9 protein-coding genes, 1 tRNA gene and 1 pseudogene are annotated in these 12,589 nt (G+C 72.5%); 4 read left to right on the top strand and 7 right to left on the bottom strand.

From position 1 onward, the window contains the following. Positions 1-27: 27 nt before the first annotated feature. From glmU to IPZ69_RS34920, 3 genes and pseudogenes are all read right to left on the bottom strand, one after another. A complete protein-coding gene (glmU, locus tag IPZ69_RS34930; RefSeq protein ID WP_235458702.1) occupies positions 28-1,476 on the bottom strand; it encodes a bifunctional UDP-N-acetylglucosamine diphosphorylase/glucosamine-1-phosphate N-acetyltransferase GlmU in 1,449 nt (482 codons plus the stop codon). A 117-nt stretch (positions 1,477-1,593) separates the two neighbouring features. Then, positions 1,594-1,664, bottom strand: a tRNA-Gln gene (locus tag IPZ69_RS34925). 32 nt (positions 1,665-1,696) lie between these two features. After that, a pseudogene (locus IPZ69_RS34920) lies at positions 1,697-2,545 on the bottom strand (hypothetical protein); the annotation flags it as partial. 166 nt (positions 2,546-2,711) lie between these two features. On the opposite strand from IPZ69_RS34920, the gene IPZ69_RS34915 reads away from it, so the two are divergent. Next, on the top strand, positions 2,712-4,031 hold the full coding sequence (locus IPZ69_RS34915) for a sensor histidine kinase (protein WP_235458701.1): 1,320 nt from the start codon (positions 2,712-2,714) through the stop codon (positions 4,029-4,031). A gap of 27 nt (positions 4,032-4,058) precedes the next feature. Here IPZ69_RS34915 and IPZ69_RS34910 read toward each other — a convergent pair whose 3' ends face one another. Together IPZ69_RS34910 and IPZ69_RS34905 are read right to left on the bottom strand one after the other, a co-directional pair. Then, positions 4,059-4,592, bottom strand: coding sequence for an SUKH-3 domain-containing protein (locus IPZ69_RS34910; protein WP_235458700.1), 534 nt, complete (start codon positions 4,590-4,592; stop codon positions 4,059-4,061). Between the two features lie 151 nt (positions 4,593-4,743). Further along, a complete protein-coding gene (locus IPZ69_RS34905; protein ID WP_235458699.1) occupies positions 4,744-5,295 on the bottom strand; it encodes a YwqJ-related putative deaminase in 552 nt (183 codons plus the stop codon). A 287-nt stretch (positions 5,296-5,582) separates the two neighbouring features. On the opposite strand from IPZ69_RS34905, the gene IPZ69_RS34900 reads away from it, so the two are divergent. From IPZ69_RS34900 to IPZ69_RS34890, 3 genes are all read left to right on the top strand, one after another. Continuing rightward, positions 5,583-6,578 (top strand): SMI1/KNR4 family protein, encoded by a 996-nt coding sequence (locus tag IPZ69_RS34900; protein ID WP_235458698.1) that lies wholly within the window; start codon positions 5,583-5,585, stop codon positions 6,576-6,578. An 8-nt stretch (positions 6,579-6,586) separates the two neighbouring features. Further along, a complete protein-coding gene (locus IPZ69_RS34895; RefSeq protein WP_235458697.1) occupies positions 6,587-9,490 on the top strand; it encodes an SUKH-4 family immunity protein in 2,904 nt (967 codons plus the stop codon). A 248-nt stretch (positions 9,491-9,738) separates the two neighbouring features. Continuing rightward, on the top strand, positions 9,739-10,626 hold the full coding sequence (locus tag IPZ69_RS34890) for a cellulose-binding protein (RefSeq protein WP_374294898.1): 888 nt from the start codon (positions 9,739-9,741) through the stop codon (positions 10,624-10,626). 74 nt (positions 10,627-10,700) lie between these two features. On the opposite strand, the gene IPZ69_RS34885 is transcribed toward IPZ69_RS34890, so the two are convergent. After that, on the bottom strand, positions 10,701-12,320 hold the full coding sequence (locus IPZ69_RS34885) for a sodium/solute symporter (RefSeq protein ID WP_235458696.1): 1,620 nt from the start codon (positions 12,318-12,320) through the stop codon (positions 10,701-10,703). Further along, on the bottom strand, positions 12,317-12,589 hold a 273-nt coding region (locus tag IPZ69_RS34880), incomplete at its 5' end, for a DUF485 domain-containing protein (protein WP_235458695.1). The genes IPZ69_RS34885 and IPZ69_RS34880, both read right to left, overlap by 4 nt.

Below are 12,589 nucleotides of genomic sequence, written 5' to 3'. Positions count from 1 at the left end.
CGCCGTGTTCGGCGCACCCGATTCCGGTCAGTCCTCGCCCTCGCCCTGCCGCGAGGCCGCCTCCGCGGCCTTCGCCGCCGCGCTCCCCGGACGCTTGCGAGCCACCCAACCCTCGATATTCCGCTGCTGACCACGGGCCACGGCCAGCGAACCGGGCGGCACATCCTTCGTGATCACAGAGCCGGCGGCGGTGTACGCACCGTCCCCGACCGTGACAGGAGCCACAAACATATTGTCCGAACCGGTCCGGCAGTGCGAGCCCACCGTCGTGTGGTGTTTGTCCTGCCCGTCGTAGTTGACGAACACACTCGCGGCACCGATGTTCGTGTACTCACCGATGGTCGCGTCACCGACGTAGGACAGGTGCGGGATCTTCGTCCCCTCGCCGATCGACGAGTTCTTCGTCTCGACGTACGTACCCACCTTCGACTTCGGCCCCAGACGCGTACCCGGCCGCAGATACGCGAACGGACCCACACTCGCCCCCGGACCCACCTGCGCCCGGTCGGCGACGGTGTTGTCCACCCGCGCCCCCGCACCCACCTGCGTGTCCGTGAGTCGGCAGTTGGGGCCGACCTCCGCGCCCTCGCCGACGCGCGTCGCGCCGTGCAGCTGCGTACCCGGGTGCACGACCGCGTCCTGCTCGAACGAGACCGTCACGTCGACCCACGTCGTCGCCGGATCCACGATCGTCACGCCGGCCAGCATGGCGCGCTCCAGCAGCCGGTCGTTCAGGATCCGGCGGGCCTCCGCCAGCTGCACGCGGTTGTTGATCCCCGCGATCTCCCGGTGGTCCCCGGCGACCGACGCCCCGACCCGGTGCCCGGCCTCGCGCAGGATCCCGAGCACGTCGGTCAGGTACTCCTCGCCCTGGCTGTTGTCCGTACGGACCTTGCCCAGGGCGTCGGCCAGCAGCTGCCCGTCGAAGGCGAAGACCCCGGAGTTGATCTCCCGGATCGCGCGCTGCGCGTCGCTGGCGTCCTTGTGCTCGACGATCGCGGTGACCGCGCCGGAGGCGTCGTCGCGCACGATGCGGCCGTAGCCGGTGGCGTCCGGGACCTCGGCGGTGAGCACGGTGACGGCGTTGCCGTCCGTCTGGTGGGTGGTGGCGAGCCGCTTCAGCGTCTCACCGGTGAGCAGGGGGGTGTCTCCGCACACGACGACCACGGTGCCGTCGACGGTCCCGCCGAGCTCCTCCAAAGCCATCCGTACGGCGTGCCCGGTGCCGTTCTGCTCCGCCTGCACGGCCGTGCGGACGTGCGGGTCGGTGCCGGTCAGGTGCTCGGTGACCTTCTCGCGGGCGTGTCCCACCACGACGACCAGGTTCTTGGGGTCCAACTCGTGCGCGGCCGCGAGCACATGGCCCACCAGGGAACGGCCGCAGATGTGATGCAGCACCTTCGGTGTGGCCGACTTCATACGGGTGCCCTCACCCGCTGCGAGAACGACGACGGCTGCCGGGCGAATGACGCTCACGGAGTTGCCCTTCGGCTGTGGACGGGTGGGGACATCCGCAGGATACCGGGGCGTTTCGCGGGGGACATGGGAGTGGGCCCCGACCTTTCTTAGGTCAGGACCCGAACTGAGCAAATGCTCCCGGGGGAGGACTCGAACCCCCATGATCAGAACCAAAATCTGACGTCTTGCCCTTAGACGACCCGGGATTACCGCTATGTCCGATTCCGTAGATCGGCGCGGTGGCAGCCCCTACTATGCCGTACCACCAGCCTTCGATGCGACGGTACAACTCGGCTCCGTCTCTCACGTCGACACGGAGGCAGCCGTGGTAGCTCTCGTCGGTGTTCTTCCGGTTGGTGCTGGGGTTGTGCTTCTTGAGGGTGGTCTTCAGCAGCTCAGTCGGCTCGATGCCGACGTGATCCGCCCAGAATTTCTCGGCGGCTGCGACGTTCGCGGTCACATGGATCTGTACGGCGAACCTGAGGCTCCCGGGGTCTACGCGGAGCAGCCTCAGCCAGGCCAGGAAGACGGTGACCATGTTCGGGTCGCTGTTCACGAAGGTCACGCGTTCTCGTCGGCTGTACGGCTTGCTCTTGGCCCCCTCTGCCCAATAGAGGCCGACGCCGACCAGGAATAGCTCACGCTCGGTCAGCTGATCCACCTCGGCCGCCGCCTGCTGTTTTGTGCGCCGGCGTTCCTCTTCGCGCAGCCGAAGCTTGGCCTCCCAACCCCGCTTTGCGATCGCCGAGGCTTCCTCTCGGGTGCGTTGCTGCCGCTCCGGCCTCGGCAGATCCCGTACCCACAGCGAGATCGAACTCTTCGAGCAGCCCAGCTCCACCTGGATCTGGTCGTACGTCCAGCCCTGGAGTCGTAGCTCCCGTGCTTTGTGCCTCAGGTCGTCCTTCGCGTTCGGGCGTTCCGTCCATTCCGGAGGCGGCTCGCCCTCCAGGAGGCGGTTGAGGATGTCGTTGTTGTCGACGTGCAGCCGGTCGCGGATCTGCCGTCGGCTCAGTCCCGCGCGGCGCAGGGCGAGTGCCTGTTCGCGCAGGGCCTCGAAGTTCGCGTACTTGCCAGGTGAATGTGCCATGCGCAGACCGTCCGGCCGGAATGTGGGGTTCCGGTGTTGAACGGGCGTGGTTCAGCAGTTCGAGGGATTCCGGGGAGTTTCGTTGTTATTCGATTACGGAGTGTGGTGTAGGCCAGTAGGCGAAACTCACCGGAAAAGCGCCCCCGGGCGCCCGTAGGCTGGATGCATGACCACGACGGGGGAAGACCGCATCACGGGCCTGACCGGCCCGTGGTGGTGGGCGAGGTGGCGCAGCGCGGTGCTCGACGGGAGTCTCGCGCTGGTGTCGGCGTTGGAGTGCGGTGCGGAGGGCATCCCGTTCGCCAAGGACGCCGGCATCCCGGTGTCGGTGGGGATCGTGTTCGGTCTGCTGGCCGGCTCGGTGCTGCTGCTGCGCCGCAAGTGGCCGATCGCCGTGGTGCTCGTCGCGATCGCGATCACGCCGGCCCAGATGGGCTTCCTGATGGGCATCGTCGGCCTGTACACCCTGGCCGCGGCGGAGCTGCCGCGCCGGATCATCGTGGCGCTGGCGGGCATGTCCCTGCTCGGGACGATGATCGTGACGTTCGTTCGGGTGCGGCAGGACATGGCCCGGGGTGATCTGACCCTCGGCGACTGGTTCGTGCCGTTCGCCTCCATCACCACGTCGCTGGGTCTGACGGCCCCTCCTGTCCTGCTCGGTCTGTACGTGGGCGCCCGGCGCCGGCTGATGGAGAGCCTCAGGGAGCGCGCCGACAGTCTTGAGCGGGAGCTTCAGCTGCTCGCGGAGCGGGCGGAGGAGCGCGCGGAGTGGGCGCGCAACGAGGAGCGGACGCGGATCGCGCGGGAGATGCACGACGTGGTCGCGCACCGGGTGAGCCTGATGGTGGTGCACGCGGCGGCGTTGCAGGCGGTGGCGCGGAAGGATCCCGACAAGGCGGTGCGGAACGCGGCGCTGGTCGGGGACATGGGCCGGCAGGCGTTGACCGAGCTGCGGGAGATGCTCGGGGTGCTTCGTTCGGGTGATGGCGGCGCGGCGCGGCGTGAGGCGCCGGTGGCGTCGGCCGCGCTGGGTGTGGTCGCGGCGGTGGCGGTGTCCCGGGCCGTCGAGGAGGAGGAGGGGGCGGTCGAGGGGCCGTGCCTGTCCGAGCTGGACGAGCTGATCGGGCAGTCGGCGGCCGCGGGGATGGTCGTGGACCTGTCGGTGGAGGGGGAGAACCGGTCGTATGCGCGTCAGATCGAGCAGACGGCGTACCGGGTGGTCCAGGAGGCGCTGACCAACGTCCACAAGCACGCGGCGGGCGCGAAGACGCATGTGCGGCTGGCGCACCGGATGTCGGAGATCGCGATGCAGGTGGAGAACGAGCCGCCGCCGGAGCCGGGGTCGGCGTCGGCGGCGCGGTTGCCTTCGGGCGGCAATGGTCTGGTGGGGATGCGGGAGCGCGTCGTCGCGCTGGGCGGTGTGTTCGTGTCGGGGCCGACGGACGCGGGTGGTTTCCGGGTGTCGGCGGTGATTCCGGCGGTGTGACCGGGCGTCGCGCGGGCGGGCCGGTGGTCAGCCGGCCGTCAGCCGTACCGGCTCTATTCCGGCGATGAGTGCGGACAGCGCGTGGTCGATGTCGGGGCCGAGGTACCAGTCGCCGGTGTGGTCGAGGGTGTAGACGCGGCCTTCGGCGTCGATGGCGAGGAACGCGTGGGTGTCGGTCTCGGCGCCGAGGGGGCAGACCTCGGTGTCGAGGGCGCGGCCGAGGTCGCCGAGGGTGCGGGCGAGGTGCAGGCCGTGCAGGGGGTCGAGGTGGAGGGTGGCGGGGGCCACCTGGCGGCCGGGCCCGGTGGGGCTGATGTGGAGGTTGCCGAATTCGGCCCAGGCCTCGACGGCGGCGGGGAAGACGGTGTGCCGGTGTCCGGCGGGTGAGGCGTGGTCGCGCAGCGCGTCGGCCCAGTATTCGGCCTGTCTTATGTCCCAGCGGCCGGGCTGCCAGCCGGCGGCGCGCAGGGCGGCGTCGACGGGCACGGCGAATCGGGATGGGGGTCCCCCCTGCCCGAGCGGAGCCGAGGGCTTGGGGGAGGAGGCGCGGTCGGCGTGCATCTGCCCTTCGTTCGTCGAGGTTCGGGGGTGGTACGTCGTGCTGGTGGTGCGTCGTGTCGAGTGGCGGGTCGTGCTGGTGGCGCGCCGGTCCCGCGGCGCGTCGCTGACTGGGGGTGGGTGGCGCGGCGGTGCCTCTGCTGCCGCGGCGGAATCAGCCGTCGGTCGCCGTCGGGTCGACGATGCGGACGCCGAAGTGGGCGCTGAGGGCGGCGCAGGCGCGGCAGGGGGCGGCGAAGCTGCCGTGGAGGGGGTCGCCGTCCTCGCGTATGCGGCGGGCGGTGAGCTTGGCCTGCTTGAGGGCCTTGCGGGCTTCGCCGTTGGTCATCGGCTTGCGGGCCGAGCGCTTGCTGCGGGTGGCGTCGGCGGCGGCGATGTGGCGGGAGATGAGGATGGTCTCGGCGCAGCGGCCGGTGAAGCGGTCGCGTTGGGCGCTGGTGAGGGTGTCGAGGAAGTCCTGGACGAGGTGGTGCAGGGCCGGCGGCTGGTCGCCGCGGGCGGCGGTGCCGGTGAGGGTGGCGCCGCGGACGGAGAGGGCGGCGGCGACGGTGGGGAGGATGCCGTCGCGGCGGTGCAGGAGAGTGGGCGCGTGGGGCGCTTCGGTGGCGCTCCAGCCGATGCGCGGGTCGCCCGAACCGGTGCTGGGCGGGCTGGTGGTGCGGGTGTCCGTATGCGGTCCCGTTTGTGTCACGTTCATGGTCATCATCCCTCCCGGGCATCCCCCCGAAGGACACAGAGTGCCAAATGCCGTGGCTGGTGCGGAAGCTGGGGCGGTGCGACACGCCCGGGTTTGGGCAGGCTGTCACGGCGGGGTGACGGCTGGTCACGGAAGCGGAGGCCCGGTGACCGGTGTCCGCGTACCGCATAGGCTGTCGGCACCGCGATGCGTGCGGTGAACGCGTCAGAGACGTGGGAGAGACAGTCGATACGGGTCGTAGGGCGCCCAGAAGTGGTCACTACGGTCCGTACAGAGTGCCGCAGGGGGCAACCGCCATGACGACAGGTCGGCTCGGGCAGCAAGCCGCGCCGCCGAACGCGGCCTACGCCGGGCAGGTCGTGCATTTCCCGGATCCGGTCCGGGCGGCACGTCACCCGAGAGGGGTACGTGTCGACGAGCACGGTTACCCCGACTTCTCCACGTACGCGCGCGCGGCCGCGGAGATCGCCGATCCGCCGGAGGGTTTCGGCGTCGACGAGCTGCGGCTTACGGACTACGTGTCGGCGAACGCCGCGCTGGCGGCGTCGGGGCACGAGTTGTGGGACACGGTGCCGGCGGTGGCGACGCCGCACGGCTGGACGTGGCATCACGTGGTGGGTTCGCGGCGGCTGGAGCTGGTTCCGGTCGAGGTGAAGGCGTTGCTGCGGCATCACGGTGGTGTGGCGACGGCGCGGGTGGACCACGGCAAGCGTGGGACGCGGCCGTTGCAGGAGACGCGGCCGGCGCACTTCGGGCTGCCGAAGTCGGGTGTGGCGGTGACGGAGCAGCAGGTGCAGGGGGTCGAGGAGGATCTCGGCTACCGGTTGCCGGGCTCGTACCGCTCGTTCCTGAAGGCGGCGGGCGGGTGTGCCCCGGTGGGCACGGCGCTGGACGCGGAGTTGGGCCTGCTGGTGGACCAGCCGTTCTTCACGGTGCGGGACGAGGCGGCGGTCAATGACCTGGTGTACGTCAACAAGTGCCTGCGTGACCATCTGACGAAGGACTACCTCGGTGTGGCCTTCGTGCAGGGCGGGTTGCTGGCGGTGAAGGTGAAGGGCGAGCGGATCGGCTCGGTCTACTTCTGCGCCTATGACGACGCGCGGGACGTGGATCCCGCGATGCCGCCGGCGGAGCGGGTGGAGCGGTTGCTGCTGCCGTGCGGTGACGACTTCGACGTGTTCCTGTCGCGGCTGGCCGGCAGTCCGCCGGAGCTGGAGACGGTGGCGAACCTGATGGTGGACGGCGGTTTCGCGCATGCCGTGCCCGTCGCTTCCGTGTCGGTGGGGGAGTGAGCTGAGCGATGGTGACGTTCGCGCAGGCGCAGGAGCGCGCGGAAGAGTGGATCAACGGGGATGTGCCCGCGTACCAGCATCGTGAGGTGCGGGTGCGGGAGTTCGACCTCGGGTTCGTGGTGTGGGGCGAGGACCGTGCGGAGGGCCCGCGTTCCGACGCGGGCGCGCAGCGGCTCGTGATCGCCCGGGACAGCGGTGAGGCGACGCTGTGGCCGGCGCTGCCGGTGGGCGAGGTGATCCGCCGGTACGAGGAGGAGTACGGCCGGGAGGACGAGGTCGCGGACGCCGCGCCGGCGCCCGCGGCGCGGGTGGATCTGAATCAGACGTCGTTCCTGCTGTCGCCGCCGGAGTGGTTGCAGGAGGCGGCGGACAAGCTGGGGATCCCGGACCGGCGGTCGTCGGGGGGCGGGGGGCTTCCCGAGACGCAGGCCGGGGTGCCGGCGGCACGGAGTGCGGCCGGGGCGGGCGAGTCTTCCGACGCGCTCTCGGGTGCGCCGGGTGGCAGTGGTGCGTCGTGGCCGTCCGCCGGTGGCGGCGAGGCGGGCGCGGGTGCGGTCGCCGGGCAGCGTGACGCGGCGCAGGGCGCACCCGGTGCGCCGGGTGCGCCGAACGTGCCTGCGGGGGCGACGCCTTGGGCCGGTACGGACACCAACGCCGAGGTCGGTGAGGACCGTTCCGTGCCGCTGCCCGCGACGGTGTTCGCGCCGCCGCTGAGCGGTTCCGACGACGGGACGCCGGCCGACGCCAAGACCGCGCTGATGTCGGGTGGCAGCCAACTGCCGTCCACGGCGGTCTCACCGGCGCTCGGTACTCCGAACGCGCCGGGCGGGCAGGGCTTCACGCCGGGCGCGCCGAGCGGCAGTACGCCTCCGCCTCCGCCGGGTGCGTCGTCGTACGGCTACCCGAACGGCCCGGCGGCCCCGGCCACGCCGCCTCCGCCGCCCGCGCCCGGCGCTCCGCAGGGCAGCACGCCTGCGCCCGGTGCGCCGTCCTACGCGTACCCGCAGGGCCCCGGCGCTCCCGCAGGGCCGAGCACTCCGCCGCCGGGCGCCCCTGGCTACGGCTACCCGCAGGCGCCGGACGGTGCCCCGCAGGCGCCGCAGCCCCCGGCCGGTCCGGGCGCGCCGGGGCGGGCGCTCGCGCCCAACGCCGGGGAGATCGCGGACGCCGCGACGAGCAAGGCCGCGCCGCCGCCGCGCCGCGGGGTGGGCACGCCGCCTCCGCCGCCGGGTGTCCCCGGCGCGCCGGGTGCGCGGCCGGGCAGCACCCCTCCGCCGCCGCCGGGAGCGCCGGGTGCTCCCGGTGCTCCGGGTGCGTCGGGCGGTGCGTACGTGCCGACGCAGTTCGTGTCGTCGCTCGGTCCGGACGGGCCCGAGGGCCCGGGTGGTCCGGGTGCCGCGCAGGCGCCGGGCGCGCCGGGCGGAACGCCGTCCGGCAATGTGCACTACGCGGAGACGATGTTCGCCGACCCCGGCCGGGTGGGCGCGCCGCAGCCTCCGGGCGCCCCCGGCATGCCTCCGACTCCCGTCGGCCCCGGTGCCCCTGGCACCCCGCCGCCTTCGAACGCCCACGGCGCACCCCAGCCTCCGGCCGCCCCGGGTATGCCGGGCGCTCCCGGCGGGCCGGGTGCTCCCGGGGGCGGGCGAGGTGCCGTGCACCACGCCGAGACCGTGCTGTCCGGGCCCCCGGTGGCCGGCCCCGGCGCACCCCCGCCGCCGGCTCCCGGCATGCCCGGGGCCCCGGGCGCTCCCGGCATGCACCCCGGCGCGCCGCAGCCGATGGCGCCGGGTGCCCCGCAACCGATGGCGCCCGGTGCCCCGCAGCCGATGCCGCCCGGTGCGATGGCGCCGGGAGCGGTGCCGCCGGGAGCCATGCCGCCGCCCGGGCAGCCCGTGCCCGGTCAGCAGCCCCCGGCCTACGGCTACCCGCAGCCGGGGCAGCCGACGGTCGGCCCGGGCTATCAGGCGGTGCTGCGCTACCGCGCGCAGGACGGTTCCGAGCAGCAGCTGATCCGGCGTTCGGCGCCGGGCACCCCGCACCCGGAGTGGCAGATCTTCCACGAGCTGCGTGGCATGAACGTGCCGCCGGACAAGGTGCTGGAGCTGCACACGGAGCTGGAGTCGTGCGCGCTGCCCGGCGCCTACTGCGCGCGGATGATCCGGGAGCAGTGGCCGCAGGCGCGGATCACGAGCATCGCGCCGTACGGCACCGACCACGCGAGCCGGCAGCAGGGCATGCAGCAGCTGCTGGCGCACCAGGGCGAGCTGCACCAGGTGGCGGACGGTCCCGCGCGGCCGGCGCCGGTGCGGGTGCCGGTGCCGCAGGTCCCGCCGGCGCAGCCGATCCCGCCGGAGGGCATCGCGCAGGAGCTGGCGGCGGCGTTCGGGCCGGGCGTGTTCCGGTTCGAGCAGGCGGCGGTGTCCCGGCAGGGCGTGCCGCCGGTCGTGGCGCACACGCTGGTGGTGGCGGGGCTGCCGCTGGACATGGGTCCGTTCTTCTGGGCGCAGGCCCAGCCGGGCCGTCCGGTGCCGACGCTGGCCGAGCTGGCGCAGGAGCGCGGGGTGCAGCCCGCCTCGGACGCGGGCTCGTACCTCGTGATGGGCACCGACTTCGGCAAGGCGATCTGTGTGCAGTACGGCACCGCCAACATCGTCGCCGTCCCCGTCGAGGCGGGGCCGGGCGGTGCGCCCGTACCGCCGCAGTTCGTGAACACCGGTCTGCCGGAGTTCGCGCGCTGCCTGGCCCTGCTGGGCCGGATGTGGCGGCTGCGGTTCGGTCTGAACCAGGAGCAGGCGGGCCGCTGGACCGTCGACTTCCAGGGGCAGCTCGCCTCGCTCGACCCGGCGGCGCTGGGCTCGCCGGAGAGCTGGTGGTCGGTGCTGCTGGAGCAGATGTGGGACGGGCTGCTGTAGCCCGCCTTCGGCAGCCACGCGTCAGGTGACCGGTCTTGGGGCCGGGTCCGGTCGGTCGACCGGACCCGGCCCTCTGCGTATGCCGTGCCGGGCCGGGCACGACGGCCCGAATCCGCTGCCGGGAGGGCGGAAAACACATCGACCGTGACTTCTGGCGGAGTGTCGCGTTATGAACCGTTACGTCTGATCCATCAAGATGTGCGCGAAATAATCATTTCGTGCGTGTCGGGCGGAGAGGGGTTCCCACGGTGAGCAGCGCATCGGAGATGCCGCACGGTTTCGAGACCGTCCGAGGGCGCGGCTACCGCCCCGAGCAGGTCGACGCCTACGCGGAAGCGCTCGCGCGGGACCGTGACGCCGCGTGGGAACGCGCGGCGCGGCTGACCGTCCTCGCCAAGGACATGGAGGCGGAGGTGGAACAGCTGCGCGAGACGGTCGCGCAGCTGGCTCCGCAGACGTACGAGACGCTCGGCGAGCGCGCCCAGCGCTTGTTCCAGCTCGTGGTGGAGGAAGCCACGCTCGTACGGGAGTCCGTGCGGCGCGCGACGCAGGAAGAGGTCGCGCAGGCGGAAGCGCGTGCGCTGAGCGTGCGCCAGGCGGCACAGGAGTACGCGGACGCGCTCTGCGCGGAGGCGGAAGAACGCTCCCGGCAGCGGCTCCTCGCGGCCGGCGCCGAGGCCGACGATCTGCGGATCGGTGCGCGCCGGGAGGTGAAGGAGGGACGCGCCGAGGCCCTCGCGGCACTGCGCGAGGTGCGGGATCGGACTTCGGCCATGCTCGGCGAGTTGGCCAAGGAACACGCCGAGCGCTGGGCCGAGGCCAAGCGCGAGGTGGTCGGGCGGGCCGAGGCGTTCGACGCGGAGCAGGCCGAGCGCCTGGCCCGGGCCGAGGCCGAGCTCGCCGAGGCGAAGCGCTCCGTCGAGCAGGCGGAGGAGTGGTCGCGGCGGTGTCAGCACGCGGCACGCGCGCGTGCCGGCGAGATTCTCACCGAGGCCCGTATGCAGGAGGGCCGGATCGCGAGCGACACGCAGCGGGTGCTGCGCGAACACGGTGAGCAGTGGGACGAGGTGCGGGCGCACATGGACCACGTGCGCAAGAGCCTGACGGCACTGACGGGGCGCGCACCGGCCGAATAGAGCCGTCGGCGCGCGGGGCGGGCGCGAAGGAGCACGGCGCCCACCCGCGCACCGGCGGTACGCGTCCCGCCCGCTCAATTCCCCCTGCGTACCGCCCCCGCCAGGATCCACCCCTCCACCGCCTCGTACTGGCGGCGCTGTTCCTCCGCCTTGCGCCGGCCGGAGACCACCGTGCCCAGCCAGCCGAAGGCGAAGCCCGCCGGGATCGAGACGATGCCGGTCGTGGTGAACGGGAACCAGTTGAAGTCGGCGTCGGGGAAGGCCGCGACGGGCGAGCCGGAGACCAGGTTCGTGCCCGGCATCAGCAGCAGCACGGTGAGCGAGCCGCCGATCAGGGTGCAGATCAGGCCCGTACGGGTGTAACGGCGCCAGAAGAGGCCGTAGACCAGGGCGGGGGCGAGGGCGGAGGCACCGAGGCAGAACGAGAGGGTGACCAGGGGCTGCAGGCTGCGGTGCTGGACCAGGGTCGCCAGGAGGATCGCCGGAACGCAGATCGTCAGGGCCGAGAGCCGGGCCAGGCTCATCTCGCGGCGGGCCGTCATGTCCCGCGCGTAGGCCGCGAACACGTCGTGGGCCAGGGAGTTGGCGCAGGCGAGGATCATCCCGGCGACGGACGCCAGCAGGGTCAGGAAGATGGCCGTGGTGACCGTGGTGAACAGGAACGTTTCGCCGGTCGACACGTCCGGTCCGAACGCGGCGCGGGACCCCAGCAGGTAGGCGGTGTTGCCCTGCGGGTCGGCCGCGGCGATCGCCGCACGGCCGATCAACGCCGTCGCGCCGAACCCGACGACCGTGATGACCAGCACGAACAGGGCCACGCTCGACACCGCCCAGGACAGTGAGCGGCGCACCTGGCGGGCGCTGGAGGCGGTGTACATACGCATGGTGACGTGCGGCAGGCAGGCGCCGCCCAGGACGATCGTCAGCTCGGACGTGATCATGTCCAGGCGGGGGCTGGCCCCGCCCGCGAACTGCAGGCCCGAGTGCAGGAAGGCGTCGCCGGCCCCGCTCTGCCGCGCCGCCGCGTCGAACAGGGCGCCCGGGTCCCAGGCGAAGTGGCGCAGGATCAGGACGGCGACCAGGGCGCCCGAGCCGAGCAGCATGACGATCTTCAGGATCTGGATGAGGGCGGTGCCCTTCATGCCGCCGATCGCGGCGTAGCTGATCATCAGCGCGCCCAGCCCGATCACACAGCCCGTCTTCAGGGACTCGCTGGAGAAGCCGAGGATGAACGCCATCAGCTGACCGGCGCCGGCGAGTTGCACCAGCATCAGCGGCAGCAGCGCGGCGATGGTCACCGCGCACGTCGCGATGCGGACGCCGCGACCGGGCAGGCGGCGGGCCAGCGCGTCGCCCATGGTGAACCGGCCCGCGTTGCGCAGGGGTTCGGCCAGCAGGAACATCAGCAGCATCAGCGACAGGGCCGTACTCAGGGCGAGCACGATGCCGTCGTAGCCGCACAGCGCGATGACGCCGCCGGTGCCGAGGACGGAGGCCGCCGAGATGTAGTCGCCCGCGATGGCGAGGCCGTTGCGCATGGGGGACAGGGAGCCGTAGCCGGTGTAGAACTCGTCGAGGTCGTCGCGGTCGGGGCCGGTCATGACGCACAGCAGCAGGGTGATGGTGGCGACGGCCGAGAACGCGACCAGGGACATGGCCTGCGCCGAGCCGCTGAAGCCGGTGAACCCGCTCATCGCGCGGCCCCCCGCCTGGCGTCCACGTCCGCCTGCTTGCGGATGCGGTCCGCGAGCGGGTCGACATGGCGGCGCGCGGTGTACTCGTACAGCGCGATCGCCAGCCAGGTGACGGGCAGTTGGAGGAGGGCGAGGAGGAGGCCCGCGGGGATGCCGTCGGCGAGCGGGCTCGTCATGAAGTCGGGCGCGAACGCCGACAGCACGAGGAACAGGGTGAAGTAGCCGAGCGCGGTGAGCGTGGCGGTGCGCCGCTGCCAGCGGTAGGCGCC

This window comes from Streptomyces olivochromogenes (assembly GCF_021538895.1).
Lineage (GTDB): Bacteria > Actinomycetota > Actinomycetes > Streptomycetales > Streptomycetaceae > Streptomyces > Streptomyces olivochromogenes_A.
This window is presented reverse-complemented; position numbering and strand designations above follow the sequence as displayed.